At 42.7% G+C, this 18071-nt stretch carries 16 protein-coding genes; 1 reads left to right on the forward strand and 15 read right to left on the reverse strand.

Annotated elements, in window-relative coordinates:
• Positions 1–16: 16 nt before the first annotated feature.
• The 5 genes from lpdA to MHI33_RS13410 are packed head-to-tail and all read right to left on the reverse strand — an operon-like array spanning position 17 to position 6798.
• A complete protein-coding gene (lpdA, locus tag MHI33_RS13390; protein ID WP_340911906.1) occupies positions 17–1441 on the reverse strand; it encodes a dihydrolipoyl dehydrogenase in 1425 nt (474 codons plus the stop codon).
• A complete protein-coding gene (gene buk / locus MHI33_RS13395; protein WP_044141010.1) occupies positions 1431–2552 on the reverse strand; it encodes a butyrate kinase in 1122 nt (373 codons plus the stop codon). Before buk ends, lpdA begins: the two co-directional genes overlap by 11 nt.
• Positions 2553–2585: 33 nt before the next feature.
• On the reverse strand, positions 2586–3680 hold the full coding sequence (gene bcd / locus MHI33_RS13400) for a branched-chain amino acid dehydrogenase (protein WP_044141009.1): 1095 nt from the start codon (positions 3678–3680) through the stop codon (positions 2586–2588).
• Between the two features lie 25 nt (positions 3681–3705).
• Positions 3706–4683 carry a phosphate butyryltransferase gene (yqiS, locus tag MHI33_RS13405; protein WP_223252839.1) on the reverse strand — a complete coding sequence of 326 codons (978 nt, stop codon included), beginning with the start codon at positions 4681–4683 and terminating at the stop codon, positions 3706–3708.
• A gap of 42 nt (positions 4684–4725) precedes the next feature.
• A complete protein-coding gene (locus MHI33_RS13410) occupies positions 4726–6798 on the reverse strand; it encodes a sigma-54-dependent Fis family transcriptional regulator (RefSeq protein WP_340911912.1) in 2073 nt (690 codons plus the stop codon).
• Positions 6799–6947: 149 nt separating this feature from the next.
• Here MHI33_RS13410 and MHI33_RS13415 point away from each other — a divergent pair, with 149 nt between their 5' ends.
• Positions 6948–7184 (forward strand): DUF2627 domain-containing protein, encoded by a 237-nt coding sequence (locus tag MHI33_RS13415; protein ID WP_003215815.1) that lies wholly within the window; start codon positions 6948–6950, stop codon positions 7182–7184.
• 34 nt (positions 7185–7218) lie between these two features.
• Here the strand turns inward: MHI33_RS13415 and MHI33_RS13420 are convergent, their stop codons facing one another.
• The 10 genes from MHI33_RS13420 to MHI33_RS13465 all read right to left on the reverse strand — a co-directional run bounded on the left by MHI33_RS13420 (position 7219) and on the right by MHI33_RS13465 (position 17109).
• Positions 7219–7956 (reverse strand): glycerophosphodiester phosphodiesterase, encoded by a 738-nt coding sequence (locus MHI33_RS13420; protein ID WP_044141004.1) that lies wholly within the window; start codon positions 7954–7956, stop codon positions 7219–7221.
• Positions 7957–8181: 225 nt separating this feature from the next.
• Entirely contained in the window at positions 8182–9282 is a 1101-nt protein-coding gene (locus tag MHI33_RS13425; RefSeq protein ID WP_044141003.1) for a Rap family tetratricopeptide repeat protein, read from the reverse strand.
• A 59-nt stretch (positions 9283–9341) separates the two neighbouring features.
• Positions 9342–9467, reverse strand: coding sequence for a hypothetical protein (locus MHI33_RS13430; RefSeq protein WP_260406885.1), 126 nt, complete (start codon positions 9465–9467; stop codon positions 9342–9344).
• 921 nt (positions 9468–10388) lie between these two features.
• A complete protein-coding gene (locus MHI33_RS13435; RefSeq protein ID WP_340911921.1) occupies positions 10389–13193 on the reverse strand; it encodes a phage tail tape measure protein in 2805 nt (934 codons plus the stop codon).
• Positions 13190–13417, reverse strand: a complete 228-nt coding sequence (locus tag MHI33_RS13440; protein ID WP_268382895.1) for a hypothetical protein — start codon at positions 13415–13417, stop codon at positions 13190–13192. Before MHI33_RS13440 ends, MHI33_RS13435 begins: the two co-directional genes overlap by 4 nt.
• A 58-nt stretch (positions 13418–13475) precedes the next feature.
• Positions 13476–13808, reverse strand: a complete 333-nt coding sequence (locus MHI33_RS13445) for a hypothetical protein (RefSeq protein WP_268382897.1) — start codon at positions 13806–13808, stop codon at positions 13476–13478.
• A 232-nt stretch (positions 13809–14040) separates the two neighbouring features.
• Positions 14041–14751, reverse strand: coding sequence for a hypothetical protein (locus MHI33_RS13450; RefSeq protein ID WP_340911925.1), 711 nt, complete (start codon positions 14749–14751; stop codon positions 14041–14043).
• 22 nt (positions 14752–14773) lie between these two features.
• Positions 14774–15439, reverse strand: coding sequence for a hypothetical protein (locus MHI33_RS13455; protein ID WP_340911928.1), 666 nt, complete (start codon positions 15437–15439; stop codon positions 14774–14776).
• A gap of 523 nt (positions 15440–15962) precedes the next feature.
• On the reverse strand, positions 15963–16895 hold the full coding sequence (locus MHI33_RS13460) for a hypothetical protein (RefSeq protein WP_340911932.1): 933 nt from the start codon (positions 16893–16895) through the stop codon (positions 15963–15965).
• Entirely contained in the window at positions 16885–17109 is a 225-nt protein-coding gene (locus tag MHI33_RS13465; protein ID WP_340911933.1) for a helix-turn-helix transcriptional regulator, read from the reverse strand. The genes MHI33_RS13460 and MHI33_RS13465 overlap by 11 nt, the downstream gene beginning before the upstream one ends.
• Positions 17110–18071: the final 962 nt, after the last annotated feature.

Here is an 18071-nt window from a genome sequence, read left to right on the forward strand (position 1 = left end):
TTATTTCCCTCCTTGATTAAAAATGGATCGCTTTCCCGTCAACAGCAAGGGCAGCCTCGCCAATCGCCTCTGATAAGGTTGGGTGCGGGTGAATTGTTTGCCCGACTTCCCACGGCGTTGCATCAAGTACTTTGGCTAATCCAGCTTCAGATATCATATCTGTGACATGAGGACCAATCATATGAATCCCTAAAATATCATCTGTCTTTTGATCAGCAATGATTTTGACGAATCCATCTGACTCCCCGTACACAAGTGCTTTTCCGATCGCCATAAATGGAAATTTCCCCATTTTGACTTCGAAGCCTTGCTCTTTTGCCGCCTGTTCAGTGAGTCCAACACTAGCGGTTTCTGGGTGAGAATAAACACATTTAGATACGAGCGTTTCATCGAGCGGCTTCGGATCTTTCCCAGCCATATGCTCCACAGCAATCATGCCTTCCTGTGAAGCCACATGTGCCAGCTGAAGCCCGCCAATGACATCTCCTATTGCATAAATATGCGATTCTTTCGTTTGATAATGTTCATTCACAACAATGCCTTGTTTTTCTGTTTGGATGTCCGTGTTTTCAAGACCAATGCCTTCAATATTTGGTACTCTGCCGACTGATAGAAGAAGTTTTTCCGCTTCAAACGTCTGAATGTCTCCATCCTTTTCTGCTTGAATCGTCACGAGATTCTCCTGCTTTTTGACGGTATCTGGCAGTACTTTCGCATTTGTCACAAAGGTGATGCCTTTTTTAGATAAAAACTTTTCCATTTCTTTGGAAATGTCATGATCCTCTGTTGGCAATATTCGGTCTGCAAATTCAATCACTGTCACCTTCACACCAAAATCATTGAGCATGGAAGCCCACTCGATTCCGATTACCCCGCCGCCGACAATGAGCATCGACTGCGGAAGCTCTGGCAGTTCTAGTGCATCATCTGATGTTAGAATATGCGTCCCATCTGCTTCAAGTCCAGGCAGCACACGCGGTCTTGAACCTGTCGCAACGATGACCTGCTTTGGAATGAGCATCTCATTTTCATCTCCATTTGCCATTTCTACGGAGATGGTTCCTGGCATTGGCGAAAAGATAGATGGACCAAGAATACGGCCGATCCCTTCATAAACATCAATTTTCCCTTGTTTCATTAAATGTTTGACGCCGCCTGCTAGTTTCTCTACAATCTCTGCTTTTCTTTTCTGCACATTGGCAAACTGCAAGGCGATGCCGTTTGCCTCAACGCCAAAATCAGCAGCACGTTTGACGGTTTGATAGACTTCAGCACTTCTAAGCAGCGCTTTAGACGGAATGCATCCTTTATGGAGACAAGTACCGCCAAGCTTTTCTTTTTCTACAACTGCTGTTTTCAATCCAAGCTGTGAGGCACGGATGGCCGCTACGTAGCCGCCTGTGCCTCCACCAAGAATGACGAGGTCATATTCAGTTGCCATGACTTGTCACTCCTTTCTTCATCCGTTGATCATTTGGGTATTCTTTCGGAGATTCTTCTTCTTTTAAAATACGAAGTGCACCTTCTGCTAAGGATTGCAGTTCATTTTCACCTGGATACACGACAACATCTGAAATCCAGTCAATGTGACCTCTAATACTTGATGTAATTTGTTTGCTGTACGCTAGTCCGCCTGTTAACACAATGACGTCAACTGCGCCTTTTAAGACAGCACTAGCCGCACCGATTTCCTTGGCAATTTGATAGCACATCGCTTCATAAATCAGCGCCGCCCGTTCATCGCCTGCTTCAATCATGCGCTCAACTTTCACAGCATCTGTCGTACCAAGGTAGCCCGCAAGACCACCCTCACCAATAATGCGTTTCAGCATTTCCTCTTGGCTGTACTCACCAGAAAAGCAAAGATTGACGAGGTCACCTGTTGGCAAGGTCCCCGCTCGCTCTGGGCTGAAAGGTCCTTCGCCATGCAGTCCGTTATTGACATCAATGACTTTACCTTTTTCATGGACACCAATGGTGATGCCGCCGCCCATATGTGTAATAATCATGTTCAAATCTTCGTAGCGCTTCCCAAAAGATGCAGCTGTTTTTCTTGCGACTGCTTTTTGGTTTAATGCATGGAAGATGCTTTTTCTTTCAATCGTTGGCAGCCCTGAAATACGAGCAATTGGTTTTAGCTCATCCACTACAACTGGATCGACAATAAAAGCTGGGATGTTCAAACCAAGTGCAATTTCTCGTGCAATGATACCGCCGAGATTTGATGCATGCTGGCCAGCATATCCTTCTTTCAGGTCTTGCACCATTTGCTCATTGACTTCATATGTGCCACCTTCAATCGGACGAAGAAGACCGCCGCGCGCACAAACTGCATCAAACTTTGAGATGTTCATTCCTTGTTCATGCAGCGTCTTCAGGATTGTTTCTTGACGAAATGAAAACTGATCAATGATATGAGGGAATTGCTTTAATTCCTCATCTGTATGTCTGAGTGTCGTTTCAAAAATAGATCGTTCATTGTGAAACACACCGATTTTTGTTGAAGTAGAGCCAGGATTAATTGTGAGAATACGCCATTCTTTTGTCAGCAAAAACAAAACCTCCGTTTCAACTCATTCTTCAAATTAGCGACGACTTAAAATATGTTGGCCATTTTGCAGGAATTGACTTCTTGATTTGCGCATTCTTTCAATTCGCTCCTCCGCCAATCGGTCTGCCGCTTTATAAGTTGGAATGGCATCACGGTTTGAAATTTCAATCACGCGTTCAATGTTTTGGTAAATACCTTCTACCTTTTTCATCGCACGATCTGCATTATAGCCATAAAGCTCATCAGCAACGTTAATCACGCCGCCTGCATTGATTACATAATCAGGTGCATACACAATGCCCATTTCATGAATCAGATCGCCGTGATGCGTTTCTCTCAGCTGGTTATTCGCTGCACCTGCGATAACCTTTGCTTTCAGCTTAGGAATCGTTACATCATTAATCGTTGCACCAAGTGCACAAGGGGCATAAATATCACATGCTTGATCATAAATATCGTCAGGGTCTACAGCTTTTGCGCCAAAGTCTTCTACAGCTCGTTTTACAGAGTCTTTGTTGATATCTGTGACAATCAGCTGTGCGCCTTCTTCGTTCAGATGTTTACACAAATTGTAGGCCACATTCCCAACACCTTGGACAGCAATCGTTTTCCCTTCTAGTGAATCGGTACCAAATGCAGCTTTGGCAGCGGCTTTCATCCCTTTATATACACCGTAAGCCGTAACAGGAGACGGGTTTCCGGATGAACCAAATGCAGGAGAAATACCTGTCACAAAGTCTGTTTCTTCATGAATCAGATCCATATCTTCTACCGTTGTACCGACATCCTCCGCTGTGATATAGCGGCCATTTAATCCTTGTATGTAGCGGCCAAACGCACGGAACATTTCTTCATTTTTATCTTTTCTCGGGTCACCGATGATGACTGTTTTCCCGCCGCCAAGATTCAGGCCTGCTGCTGCGTTTTTATAAGTCATCCCTCTTGCTAGACGAAGTGCATCTTCGATTGCTGCTTCTTCGTTTTCATACGTCCACATTCTTGTCCCGCCTAGTGCTGGGCCAAGTGTTGTATCATGAATGGCAATAATCGCTTTTAAGCCAGATTGTTCATCCTGACAAAATACAAGCTGCTCATAATCGTATCGTTCCATATATTTAAAAAGTTCCATTGTTTATTCCTCCTATGACTTTCGCTTAATTTGATGTACAGATGGCAAGTGCAATTGAATAAAGCTTACTTTCAGCTGTATCCGACCGGCTTGTTAAAGCAATCGGTGCCTTCGCTCCTGCCACCACAGCTCCCACCTTTGCATGTGCAAAGTAGATGAGAGATTTATAAAGAATGTTCCCTGCTTCAATTGTTGGTACAAGCAAAATATCTGCATGACCGGCGACATCACTCGTAATATTTTTATGAGAAGCTGCTGTTTGAGAAATGGCATTGTCTAAAGCAAGTGGCCCGTCAATGAGGCATCCAGAAATTTGACCTCGCCTATTCATTTGCGCCAAGCTTGCCGCTGTCAAAGTGGAATCCATTGCCGGGTTCACGACCTCTACCGCAGATAACACGGCCACCTTTGGCATGTCGTTGCCGACAGCTTGCGCTACTTGAACAGCATTGATCGTAATCTCTTTGAACATGTTTAAATCGGGCGCGATGTTCATCGCAGAATCCGTGACATAAATAAAACGATCAAATCCCGGCACTTCGAATGCCGCGACATGTGATAGTACACTTGCCGTCCGCAACCCGTACTCTTTATTTAGCACCGCTTTTAAAAGAACGGCTGTCGTGACATGCCCCTTCATCAATATATCTGCATGCTTCTCACTCACTGCCTGCACAGCAATTTTGGCTGATTCTTCAGGAGAATCCGAATGAATAATATCTATCCAGTCTTCATTGATCTCATGGTGTTTCACCAGCTCCTTCAGGTTGCGTTTGTTTCCAACCAGCAGGAAGCGAGCGACCTTTCGTTCAATTGCCATCTTGATGGCATGAAGCACTTCTTCGTCTTCTGCATGAGCCACAGCAGCAGTTTTATTCTGCAGCTGGGCGGCTTTCATAATCAGATCGTCAAGCTTCATATATGCCCACCTTTCCTTATGCTCGGGTTCATGGTTTTCATATGCAAGTTCTATGCCAGCTTGAAACGCAGCGAAATAAGGCATTTCACATGAAATATATGCAACTTTTTGCAGGTAACGTGCATTTTATTGCATGCTATCTTTTGCAAGTTGATATTTATCCATTTTATAGTAAAGATTTCGAATGCTAATCCCTAACGTTTTCGCTGTTTTCGTGCGGTTGAATTGATGCTTTTCAAGGGTTTGTTTAATCAGCTGCGCTTCAAACGCTTCAACAGCATCCGAAAGTGTTTCTCCCTCAAATTGACTGACAGCCAGTTCCTGCTGCTCTTTTTCTTCCTGCTCTTCTGATTCCATGAAGGAAATATGATCTTCATCGATCCATTCTTCTTGCGGATTCAAAAAGATCATGGCTCGTCCAAGGACATTTTCCAGTTCTCTTACGTTCCCAGGCCAGCTGTAGGATCGAAGTCTATCGAGCGCACCTTCCGTTAAGCCGCTCACATTTCGACCATAGTCTAAATTAATTTTCTGAATAAGGCGTTTGCTCAAGGAATCAATATCTTCAAGTCGCTGCCTTAGTGGCGGAATCGAAATCGGATATCTGTTCATCCGATAATATAAGTCCTCTCTGAACTTTCCTTCCGCCATCGCTTTTTCAATATTGACATTTGTTGCGGTAATCACACGCACGTCAACAGGTATCGCTTTTGTTCCGCCTACTCTAACAATTTCTTTCTCCTGCATCACGCGTAATAATTTCGCTTGTGTACTTGGCGTCATTTCACCAATTTCATCTAAAAAGATACTGCCGTGATTCGCCTCTTCAAACAGCCCTTTCTTCCCGCCGCGCCTTGCACCAGAAAATGCGCCTTCCTCGTAGCCAAAAAGCTCTGACTCTAAGAGGGATTCTGATAAGGCCGCACAGTTGACTCTTACGAAGCGATTATATTTCCGGTCACTTTCATTGTGTATAGCGTGCGCAAATAGCTCTTTCCCAGTACCTGATTCCCCCCTGAGTAAAATAGTGGCTGGTGTTTTAGCCCCTAGCTTTGCCTGCTCAAGCGCCACAAGCATTTGCTCACTTTCTCCAATAATGTCTTCAAAAGTGTACTTTGCCTCAAGTGTCCGGATGAGCTGTCTTGCTTTATTTAATTCATTCGTGAGTGATTGAATTTCTGATACGTCATGAATGACGCCGACACTGCCTTTTAAAATACCATCAACGATCACTGGCGCTACGTTGACGATCACATCCTTCTTATTAGGTCCGACTTTCATTCTGACGCCTCGAACCGGCCTTCTTGTTTCAAGCACCTTCAAATGCATGCTTTCCCCTTCAGAAATATCCGCACCCGCAGGCTTGCCCACAACCTCTTTGTCTGTTAATCCCGTCATTTTCGTATAAGCTCTGTTAATTAAAATTCCTTTCCCCTGCTCATCTACGACGGATATCGCTTCATCTGATGATTGAATGATAGCCTCAAGCATCGTGCGCACTTCTTTGAGGTTTGTGACTTCTTCTGCAAGCTCCACTGCATCTGTAATATCTTTAAAAATGGATAGAGCGCCTAGCATTCTTCCTGCGTCATCAATAATCGGCAAACGCGTTGTGACAATTTGTATTTGCTGATTCAGAAATTGTTTTTGATGAAATTCTGGCTCCCTCGACCTTAAAATATCGGGGAGTTTTGTATTCGGGATCACTTCACGTATGTGCCGGCCAATCGCATCTTTTTGCGAACGTCCAACCATTTTGGCAGCCGATCGATTAAACAGAACGACTTCTTCATCCATATTAATAAAAATCATGCCATCGTTCGTTGCATTAAAAATGCGGTCATGTTTATAGGTTTGTTCTTTTAATATTTGAATGAGCTGCTGCTTTTCTGACATTAATTCTGATATGACGTATGCCATCGAACTTGGAACAATGACAGACTGCTCTGTTTTTTCTTCTATCAGTTCTTTAAGCACAGCTGAACTGCCCGTTGTTTCAATGATGATATCAATGTCATCTTTTATGTATTCTTTCCAATCCGTTGTCGTATCAATTCCATTCTTTTTCGCTTCTACCATCCCCGGTGCCCCAAGATTAAGGTCGGCGATTGCAACGATTTGAATCATATTTGTTTTCAGCAGTGTTTCAAGCAATGCTGATCCACCCTGTCCTGCACCGACAATCAAGACTCTCTGCATCCCGTTACCCCTTTATATGAAAAAATTTGCACACCATATTTTTCCGTTGCAAAAAATTGCACAACTCTTATATTACCACGTTTTCCTTTCTTGACAAAATATTTTTTGAATTAGACAATGGAAGTAAATGACGTTTAAGGGGACATTTGATGGGGAGAATACTTGCATTAGTGATTATTTTAATACCTGGCGCGCTTGCTGCACTTGGGATTAAGCTGCTGCGTGACACTGTTTTCGGTATCATCATTGCACCATTTCCATTTTTATGGCTGCAAGGAATTGCAGGGTTGGTTTTTTTAGGGGGAGGTCTTTACGTAGTCGCTGGCTTTATTTTATATCGAGACCGCAAACGAAATAAAGTAACCACCCGCTTTAAACAGAGATAAACATGAAAAAAGACCCGCTATTGATCGCAGGTCTTTATTTCATTTCTTCTCTTATTTTGACGGCTCTATCAGGGAAATCAGTGAAAATTCCATCGACACCTAAGGAAAACATGTTTTTCATTTGTTTTTCACTGTTTACTGTAAATGGCCTGATGACTTGCTGGGCGGCATGGAGAGCCGATACAACTTCTTTTGTTACCCCTGCGCCCTTTATATTCGGATGATAACCTCTTGCAGGTACTGTTTTTATGTACATCTCTGGCTGATGAATGACATCCATTGTGAGAACAGCAAGCTCAACATGGGGCATCAGCTTGTGAAAAAGAGCTAAACTGCCGTGATGAAACGATGAGACAAGTACACGATCTTCTATTTGAAAGTGTTCAATTTGCTCCTTTACTTTCTCTTCAATACCAGGATATCGATAAATGGAGTTTTTCAGTTCAATATTGATGATGAGTGATGATTGCTGCGTCACGAGCTCCAATACTTCCTCCAAAAGAGGAATAGATACAGCACCGGTTTCTTCATAAAAAGAATGACTCGCATCTCCTGCTTTTAACTCTTCATATGTATAGTCTTTCACTAAGCCTTTCATATTCGTTGTTCTGTTCAGCTTCTCATCGTGAATGACAGCAAGCCTGCCATCTTTCGTCAGCTGAACATCCAGCTCAATTCCGTCAGCTCCAGAATGGAGTGCATGCTCAAAGGCTATCATGGTATTTTCAGGGTAGATTCCTTTAAAACCTCTGTGTGCAAAAATTTTCGTCATATGTCACCTCTAAGTATGATGCTTCCTTTCATTATGACGTGTCTCTTTTCATTTTTCCAGTTTGAGCACATAAAAAAACCTCTTCTGATTAGTACGAAGAGGTTCTGTATAAATTCGATCACGTAATCGCTCTGATGGCTTGCTCTGTCGTCTCGGCGTCAAGAGCAAAAAGGGAAGAAACAACTGCGACTGCTGTAACGACGGTTAAACCTAACAACAATTTTTTCATAAGATAACCTCCACTTTCTTTTGAAGTATTTGTGCATCGAATTTCTTTTCAAGAAAACGAATGGCATTTTGATAGTCATTTCGTTCCTTGAAGTATTTCGATATTTGTTCAGACAAATCCTCAAGCTCCACATATAATCTATTTTTTTCTATGTAGTCTAATTTTTCAGAGAATACGTCTGCTGCTCCACTATTTTCGCACATTAAATCTAAAATTTCAAATTTTACTATATATTCATTATTTTGGATATCGCAACTATACTGAATGCCCTCTTTAATATATTCCTTCGCCTCTTGATTTCCTAGATGAACCAAGGCATTTGCTAGAACATATAAAGATTGGATGTAATAATGGCTATTGTCACGGTGCATTTGAATGCCCATCCCTTTTTTGGCATATTGTGCGCTTTTTTCGTAATCATGCTTCGCATAATAAAGAACGGCTAAATTGTGATAGCATTTCCCAATCAGCACTTCATTGTTAATGCGTTTACTTTTCTCAAGTGCTTCTTGGTATTTTTCCTCCGCTTCGTCAAATTGGATCAAATCGATACAATTACTTGCATGTAAAATCAAGCTGTCAATCGCCTGCGCTGTATACTCTTCATGCGCTTTGAACGTATCGATGGCTTTTTTGATATGATTAATGGATATGAAGTTTTGTTTCAGTTCGTAATAGATTGAAGCAACCTTATGATGAAAAGTTCCTACTTCAAGGTCCTCATTCACACGTTTTAGGCGTTGTTCTGCAATTTTGTAAAAGCTGATGGCTTCATCATACTTTTTCACATATGCGGCATATTGGCCTTTGTAAAAGTAAAAATAAAAATTAATAATGTCATCTACTTTCTCATCAAGCGTTCCGACACTCTTCATAATGTGATTGGCTTTTTCAATATTTCCAAGTAACATTTCATGTCGGCCATTAACAAGCTGATAATAAAGGAGAACTTCGCGGTCTTCATCTGTATTTTTTAGCAAATTCTGAATTTTCTCTTTATAGATAGCAGATTTTTCTAGGTCATTTTGAGAAATGACCCTCGTCCACTTGCTAATTTCGTTCGCTACCTCAGCAGAGTGGATTTTCAGCTTTCCCATAACCTCACCCTCTTCTTTTCATTATTATAGCATAGTAAAAGAATGTGAAAATTATTAAATTAGACAATGGGAATATTCAGTTCAAATGGCACAATCTCTAAGAAGCCAGTGACTTTAAAACGCCAACCAATCAGGTCAATAGAAATAGAACTTTCGATCTCATTTGCTTTATTTACCAAATCCATCAGACCTTTTCCTCTCATCCTTTTTCTTACGAATGAGCGTTTCCTTCTTCTATTTTGAAGACCAAACAATTGATTGGCGTAGCTGATTACCACTAATTTATGTCATACCCATTTCTTTCATGCTTTATTTTTCATTTTATTCTGAAAATAAATCAAGCTGAGTTGTCCAAATGAGACAATAAGATGATTGTATCAATACAACCAATTTTTTACAATATTTTTCAAAATAAAAAAACGCCTCTTTGAAGAAACGTTTTTTTATGAAAATGAACTAGCTTGCCCTATGCTCTAGGCGCAGACGATCAGCCACCATTGCGATAAATTCAGAATTGGTCCCGTAGTCGTCCGATATAGAGGCGAAGCTTTTCGCATTATTTATACGTTATTAAACTATTTTACGTCCGCTTTATCGGAAAACACCCGTTAAGTTTATCGGATATTTACCATTGTGTTATCTCTTATATTAAACGATCGCCGCGAATATGACAAGCGGTCTTTTCCATCGTAACTATTTTACGGCATAAAAAAAGGACCCCGCCCAATTAAGGACGAGGCGCATCAATCTATTCGTTTGTCTTACGATCTATCATTAACTGAAGTATGTACGAAATCGCGATAAGTACCGATGAATTAAATATAGGCGAAGTTATGTCTCTAACGATCTCCATTAATCGGATCGGCTTGGCTATTTCGCCCTCCGCTACGTACTGAGTCGCGTTATAATGCATCGTACTTTCTATATTCGTTAATATACCTACCGCCAGCAATACCCACGCAAGAACGAATAGGACTTTCGGAAACACCTTAATCATGGAATTATCCCCCTTCTATGTATGAATTTATTATACGACGTTCTTTATATCGGCATCAACGTAAATATGTAAACGGCCACGCAATATTAGTCGCAATGGCCATCGTTTTTTAGTAACTACTTCGATCTATTTCGTCCATCTGCCGTCTACTAACGTGCGGTTCGACCAGTCTTCCGATCACTTCCGAATCCATGATGACAGCCGCGCCTTTGCTCGCTTCGATCGCATTTTTGATCGCTAATAGGTCCGAGTGCATTTGCGGGCTGTACCCGCCTGTTGCCGAAGTTATTCGCGCTGTGTGACCCGCATCGATGAGGCGGAATAAATTCGATTGTTGCGCTTCAGTCAAGACCATTTCATTTCGTAGCGCACGAATATCGACTTCGCGACTCATAGGATTTCCGAACTTCGATGCCATTCCACCTGAGTGAAGCTTGCCGGCCGGTTTTCCGACGATGCCCCCGACGTGGTAGGTTCCTTCGTTTCCTCGCCCACGGCTGACAGCTCGTTCCGTTTTACGTGTGACATCGTTAGTAAATATCGTGATGTATTTACTCAAGTCTTTGCCTAATGCGTTATTCATTTTCTCCGCTTGGCTAGTGATATCGATAACTTTATTCTTCGTCTGATCTAACTGCGATAGTTCTTTTTCGATGGCTGCGAGTGATTCTCGATATTCAGCCGTCTTTTTATCTGCTTCAGTTGTGTTATTTATGAGGTTAGCGCGTGCGTCTTTCAATTTCATAATCTCTTTATCAAGAACGGCGACGCCCTGACCTTTCTTGGCGTTGAGACCGACTTGCTGAAGCGCTAATGCGACCTGCTTTTGCTTTACCTGATCTAATTTTCCGAGTTCCTTTTGCGTTTCTCCGAGACTTTTGTTCTTCGCCTGAACCTGCTTCAAAATTTCAGCGTATTGGTCTTGCTTCTTCTTCAGATTGAACTTTTCAAGATCCAACTCATGCTGCGCCATCGAGATTTTTCCGGCGTTTCCCTCTTTCTCTGCGCTCTTAAGTGCCATTTCTTTTTGAAGAATGAGGCTTTTTTGTTTAGATAGGCCATCTTCTAAGTCGTTTCTTTCGCGTTTTAGTTTATTTATATCGGTTTGTAACTGCTTCACCTTCGCTAAGTTTTGATCCTCGTTTCGTTCCGCGATTGTTGCTTGTTTCTCTAGTTCTATGCTTAGCTCTTCGTATTTCTCCTTACTATACGCCTTCATCGCCTCGGTATTCTTAGCGATCGCATTACCTTGCGCCGAGAAAGCCGCCTCTGTTTCCGGAGACTTCTTGATGATCTGATCGTTCAGTTGTAAGAACCGGTCGAACTCCTCATTCGTAAGCCCCGAACTTTTACGTAAGCCGTCTTGCTCTGCGTTTAGCTTTTTAATCGCCGCCGAATCCTTCTCGTTAGCCAGCGCGTCCTTGTTGTCTAAGTAGCGTAGTAGCTCGTCGTTGGTAAGCTTCATTTTCGCCTGCAAGCCGTCGTACTCTTTGATCGTCTTATTGATCCCGTCGACTTCCTTTTGTTTCGCGTTTGCTGCTTCGAGACTGACGGTATTCATCGCTTTGTAGCCCGCAGAAACGCCGACCATTAAGCCACCAAGTATCGAAAGACCCGTTATGATCCAGCCCGCCGGCCCCATCGCCGCGAATAATCCACGCAACGCGAAGCCGAGTTTGATCGCGGATGAAGCCGTTAAAGCGATAGCCGCAGACGTACCGGCCATTGCGAAGCCAGTCGCTACGACGCTAGGATTTATCGAACTGAATGCCCGCACTAAATCGGCTCCAATATCGACTATTTTACGTAGGTGCGGTAAAAACTCGTTTCCGAGCTTAATGCCGAGCGTTTCGACTGCTCCGCTAAGTTCTTCGACTGATCCGAGGAAGTTGTCGAGCTTTACTTTAGATACTTCAGCCGCAGTTACTTTCGACATGGCCGCCGCCATATCCTCAACGCCTTTTGCGCCTTCTTTATAAAAGACGGTACCAGCTCGCACCGCATCCGAGCCAAATAGTGTTTGTAGCGATGACTGCCGCTGCTGATCCGTTAGCCCTTTAAATGCGTTCTGTAGAATGCCGGATATAGTCGCCAAGTCTTTCAGTGAGCCGGCTTGGTCGAAGAACTTATTCGTTCCGTCTGACGTTATGATACCGAGTTCCATCATTTCTTCGCGTTGCTGCTTCGTCTGTGGTTCTAATCGCGATAGCATCGTTTTAAGCGACGTACCGGCGTCTGAGCCCTTGATTCCGTTCTGTGCAAATACCGCAAGCGCCGTCGCCGTGTCTTTAAACGACATTCCGATTCCGGACGCGACCGCAGATACCTGAGCCAGCCCGAACTTCATTTCGCCTACGTCCGTCGCCGATGCGTTTGCTGCGCCTGCGAGAATGTCGGCCGCTTTTGACACCGATAAGCTGTCGGCCTTGAACGCATTTAGTGCCGTACTGGCAATCTCGGCCGCATCCGCAAGGTTTAAGTTGCCTGCCGCCGCTAAGTCGAGCGCGCCCGCTAAGCCTCCGTTTATGATGTCCTTCGTCGTTACGCCGGCCTTTACTAGTTCCTCGGTCGCCTGCGCCGTTTCGGTCGCACTAAATGACGTCGATTCTCCTAACTTGATTGCGAGGTCAGTCAACGTCTTCATCTCGCTGGCCGTCGCACCCGATACCGCTTTGACAGCGCTCATTTGTTGTTCGAAGTTTGCCGCAGCTTTCGCAGATGCCCCGATGCCGACCACGACTGCGCCGCCGACCGCTAAGGCCGCTTTTTGTACGAGGCCCATTTGCGAGCTTAACGAATTAGCCGTATTGCCCATCTGCTGCATCTGCGCCTGCGCCTGCGAGACACTCGAAGAAAACTGAGAAGAATCGAGTTCTAAACGCGCTACGATTTCACCTACTGAAACCGCACTCATGATTCATCGCCTCTAGCTTTCGTTGCCCCTTCGAATAATATTTCGAGACCCTTTTGATCGAACTTATTTAACTCGTCTAGAGCATTATTTATTGCGATAGCCTGCTCCTCGCTGAGCTCGAAATTTCCTTTAATCGCTTCATTAACAGCCCATAAAAAAACACCGACCGCTCTGCCGGTTGCTTCGGCTTCTTGGTCAGTGACGGTTAGTTTTGATTCACTCATTTACTTACACCCTTTCTTCATATAAATAAAAAGGACGCCCATAAGGCGCCCGCGAAGTCTATTCAGTATGATTATTTAATTTTCCGATCATATCTTCAGCGTTTTTCATTTCCGGCAAGACGTACACTTCGTCAGCACCTAAAAGGTGAGCGCTAGACACCGCGTTTTTAAGCAGCGCAAGTAAATCGCGTTCACAATTAGTAGAACTAACGTAAATTTCGCCGTTGTTATTTGTAACTGCGAAGGCGCCGCGGTCAGTGTCTAGGTTAATATGCGCAGCACCGTCCTTAAAAAGATCGGTTAGCATGCCGTTTGCTGTTTCGCGAACATAATAAGACTCTGCGGCGCCATAATCGCCGTAAAATTCGTTTACTTTTGAAATGCAGTACATCCGATCACCCCTTCGCATATATCAATTCTCCGCCCTCATCTGCATAACGACATGTCATAACAGCGCGGGAAATCCGCATGTCTTTCGATCCTTCTGTTTCTCGATACATGATTTCGCCGGTCTCGGAATCTACGAGTAACACCTCGTCACTTTTAACGAAAACTATTACGATGATCGCCCCCTTCCTAAAAACACGCAAAAAAAATACACCCGAAGGCGCTTGTGTCGTAATTTAATCTTGTTGAGGCTGGTAGGCTTCCGGATTGTGGATGTAGTTGGCTAATCTTGGTCCGAAGGTCTTAGAAACCGAGTCGAAATACATGCTATACGCCGAAGAGATACCGCGTTCTTTTAGTTGAATAGCTGTTTCCTTGACTTGCCGCGCCCGCTTTTGTTCATCTGTATCCGCGAAAGCATTTATTTTAGAGTTTATGTGATTGAGTTTTACGCGACTAGAATTGTCTCTGTCCATAAGTGAGGCTGCTAATGACGCAAATTCCGAAGATGCCCTTCTCGCAAAGTATGGAGACGTGATTTTATCCACAAATTTATCTAAGTCTTCAAGAGCGGTAGTAGTATTTCTCGCTAGTAGCATATTATTTTTTAACGCGAGTAAACTTCGTTCGAATTCAGCTACTTCCGCATCGTTCGGTCTGTCCGGTTCATTCAGAATAATATCGTTTGCATCTGAAATAGCTCTATCCGCAGTGATATTGTACAGCTCATTCCTACCCTGTAGATCCTTCATTAACTCATCGAAATGGTACGCTCTAATTTCCGACAACTTCTCAGATTGAGCCTCTCGCGATAATGATGTGTCTCTAAGGACGGCGTCCTCACTTTCTGCTAATCTTTTCTTAATTTCCAAAAATACCCTCGGAATTTGATCTCTAATGTTATTAAGCTCTGTGTAATTGGTTTCTAGTTCGTTCATCTTTGTCATAAACTCCACACCTCTACTATTTTTAATTATTTTCGTTTGATTTAGGTACAATGCCTTTACTCAAAGCGTCTTGGATTTCTTTGGTTCCGATACCGTACGGTGAATTTCCGTTTGGGGTATGTCGAAAGGTTGTTTCCCTAACGTATATATTGGGATAGTATTTATCAAATAAGCCAGTTGACGTCGCCGACGCAGTCTCACCGATAGACCTCGCGACATCAAAATACGTCTGACGGCACTGTACATCAATCAGTTCATGATGGGCTTTTAATGCGTCTAAATACTCTTTCTTTGCCAGGCGTATTCGATCAAGAGTTCCTTGTTCAAATGTATTTTTATGAGATTTCAATTCAGCAGACAGATCAGACATGACTTCTTCTTTGATCTTTAGTATGTCTCTCTGAAGAATTCTACTAACAGTCTGTCGACGCTCGCTACTTCCTGATAGTTCTAATCGCAATGAGGATACTTTTTCCCGGGCTTTTCTCTCCTTCGACCTATTTGCTTGTGATGATTCGATTGATAAATTCATAATCGCTTTTTCTAGCTCTCTCTCTGCCTTTTCAAGCTCTTCGCCTAACTTTTCATCGTGCATAGCCAACTCTTCTTCACTCTTTTTTTTCTGTGTGCTTAGTGAATCTAATTTAGAAACCTTCTCGGCGAGGCTTCTCGACATCTCGAATATCATGGTCCGTCCTCCTAGTATATTAATATCTTATTACCGAATAATTCCTTTGTTAAAAGACGCATATTTCCCGTTATTGAACTGTATTTAGAGAGTAGATCAACAGCGGTATCCATAACGTATACTTCCTCCGGTATCGCGTTTATGTCGGAAAAATCTGTCGTAGCGTACTCACACGACTTAAATCGTCTTAAAGTGCGGGCCGTTGTTTCCGTGATTTCCGGACATTTCGGCTCGTCAACTTCTACCATTTCATAGGCGATTTGTATAAGAGATTGATCGAATATAATTTTCAGGTCAACAACCCCCAACAACTGCGAGACACTCTTCAACGCTCTTTGGAGGGCTCGATAATCGGTATTCTGATTGTTTCGTTTGCCTAATGTAACAAAGCTGCCTGACGCTTTTATTCCTTCATAGTTCGTTATCATATAAGAGTACGCGGAACGTCGATCGTCCATAAATTTCGCAATAAATAGTGTATGTTTCATAACTCACCTCTCATAAATCAGGTTTATTGTGATATTTAATTAAATAAGGCTTTAATCGCGGCCAGTGAATCCCCTTTCCCCGCATATATAACACGCGGATTAACAACGGTTTTTCGTTTCCTTCTGTCTCCACTAATTTCAAAGAACCCAAAAACTGGCTTACCTTCATATTTAATTTTGTTCAAAGTATTTTTAAATTGGCCTGGATCCTTGTATCCAAGAAGCGCAGCTAACTTATCTAATGGAATAGGTTTTACTAAGTCCTCATTTGATTCGCTTGGATTGAATGAAACGATATTGAATTTGAAGTTTACAAACGGCAAAATGGAATATATTATCGCGAGTTGTTTTACTGAGCGCCCGTTGTACGCCTTGCAGAGATTCCTTACTGTAGTACGGAACATTCTTGTATGCTGCATTTCTTTCGTAAGTTGTCTGACGTCAGAATGCGCCCCGCGATAGAAAACGCAAGGATTCATATAAATAACGTCATTTTCTTCACGAATAATGCGCTCTTCCTCTAACTTTTTATAGAAGGTTCTGAATTTACCGGCGCTCATTCCTACTAGACTGTTTAATCCGCTTTTATTAATTGGCTTACCGTTATCATATTTTAGCTGACCGTCGCCCCAGCCGGTGTATGTACCGATTAGCATTAAGCGCGCTAGGTCGGATTGGTTGAGCCTCGGAAAACTTTCTTCCATAGTGACTGCGTCATTGTAAAAAGCGGTAACAAAACCACCGTTTTCAGACTCATGTGCAGTCAGATCGTCTTTGATTTTTAGGTTACGCACCTGTTTATCCGACGTTTTCGTAACTACTTCTACGAGGTGAGAGACGTCCTTGCCGTGTTTATTGAAGATTTGGCCGTCTTTTATCGTGGCTTCTTCTTTAATGCCGAAAATATCCTTTTTGACGCCTGCCGGTAGGCTCATCCATTTGCGCTGCTCTGCAACTCTATTCGTCAAATACGATCGCCTCCCTTAACTTTCGTAGTTCTTGAATTTTCTTTTCGTCTAAATTGAACGCAACTATAAGTCGATTAGCCAGTCGTTCAGTGAGCCTTCTTTCATGTCGCTCAATAAAGGCGATCAATCGTCCCGAACAGCCTATTTTTTCCGCTAGTTCAGCCTGAGTCAGTTCATTAGTTAATCTTAGAATTCGTACCAATTCCGGCGTCATTCAGTCACCATCCTCTCATTTTTGTTCTATCTAGGAACATTTACAGCAAATAAAAAAGAACCCATTCCCGGGTTGGCTTTCCTATAACGTAGTACAGCATACGGGCATATTTGACACCAATCAACGCCTTTTAGAATGAACTTATTTTCGTCACCCTATTACGTTTACATATCGTTCATTTACGTCTCTCTATAACGTAAGACAACATATCCGTAGGTATTATACCCATAGACGGATTTATTTTCGTTCATTTACGTCCTCATAAGACATAGATAACTAAGCGTATGTTTCACAAGTAAATTAACGTTGCTTAGGCGTTCATTTACGTCCTCATTATATAGGATACATATCCGCATGTTTTATGGGTATACCTACGCAATCATAACGATTAGTCATCGTTTATATGCCCGTCCTTCTATAACGTATAGCCAACTACTCGTATGAAAGTCACCCTATTACGTCCTTCTATAACGTAAGACAGCATATGCGGTGTAAACGTAGGGTATATCTACGCAACCATCGATCATGAATCCGTTGATTAGAATTACTTGGTTTTTCGGGTCGCTTTTCCGTCGAATACTTGGTTTTTCGGGTCGCTGCCAAAAGTCGATGCACACTTAGAACCACGCGTTTTTATGGCATTTTATAAAGTGCTGGTATATCTTAGTCAGAAGTCTATATTTTAATTACCGACGCAACAAATTGCACTAATATAAACCATAGCAATTCGTTCGCTTACTCTCACTCTTTGCAAATATCCTTTATCGCGATGGATGTATCTTTTAAAGTAATTATTTGCGCGAATGGTTTTAATTGAGCGCTATTATTTATCTAGTTATTAATGGCTCTAGTTAAAAGATGGTTCTAGTTAGTGTGACGCCGAGCCGTGTGCGGGTAGACGATACACGGCTTTCGCCATAAACAAAATCGCACGAAATCAAGCCGTTTAGGACTTCCGAATA

The organism is Bacillus sp. FSL K6-2971, assembly GCF_038006405.1.
GTDB classification, from domain to species: domain Bacteria; phylum Bacillota; class Bacilli; order Bacillales; family Bacillaceae; genus Bacillus; species Bacillus pumilus.